Origin of the sequence: Flavonifractor sp. An91 (assembly GCF_002159225.1) — a bacterium.
In the GTDB taxonomy this organism is placed as follows: Bacteria; Bacillota; Clostridia; order Oscillospirales; family Oscillospiraceae; genus Flavonifractor; species Flavonifractor avicola.
Genome location: NZ_NFHA01000102.1, coordinates 1 through 750, shown reverse-complemented (window position 1 = coordinate 750; position 750 = coordinate 1). Strand labels below are relative to the sequence as shown.

At 48.0% G+C, this 750-nt stretch carries 1 pseudogene; it reads right to left on the bottom strand.

From position 1 onward, the window contains the following. A pseudogene (locus B5G42_RS17640) lies at nt 1-632 on the bottom strand (site-specific integrase); the annotation flags it as partial. Nucleotides 633-750: the final 118 nt, after the last annotated feature.

Genomic DNA, 750 nt, shown 5'->3' with positions numbered 1-750 from the left:
AGGTAGTAGTCACCCTTGAAGGGTTCAGGCTTGGAAATGATAATCCGGTCAGCCGGATTGCTTGGAATCAGATTTTTGTCAACCGCATAATTCAACGCCCCATGAATCAGAGCGTGGTAATGTTTAACGGTAGTCGGCTTGACCCGTTCCAATTCTTTCTCATAAAAAGCGAGAATATCTTGTTTGGTAAGGTCGCAAAGGGCGACAGGATGCTCTCGGAAATACGGGGCGATGGGGTTGTTAAGCTGTTGTTCGTATCCCGAATAGGTCGAGAGTTCAATGGGCTTGCTGTCCATCACCCGTCCGGTAGCAGACTTGTACTTGTACTCAAGCCACTGGTACAGGAAATCCACAAAGGAAATCGCTGCGGATGACGGGCCAGACGGAGAAGCCGACTGCTGTGAGGCCGTAGCCTCCTGAAGCAGCTTTTCCGTCCATTCCTTTCGGATGGTGGGAAGCATATTGTTTGCCCAGGTCTTGTTACCCTTGACTTTCTTATGGGTGGGAATCCATTTGGGCTTTCTCTTACCGTTCTCATCAGTAAGGTTTAGAACCCAATAGAGATACCCTTTTTTCTCGGCCACATGGCCGGAGATTAGTTTGCTGTTTTCTTGCAGGTGTACCGCTGGCATACTGATCTGTTCCTCCTTTTGCGGTATTGAGTTCACCTACCAATGACACCTTTATTGTATCATCGGACAGAACAAAACTCCAGGTAAATCCGCGTCAGAATTGTTAACTTTCTGCGTC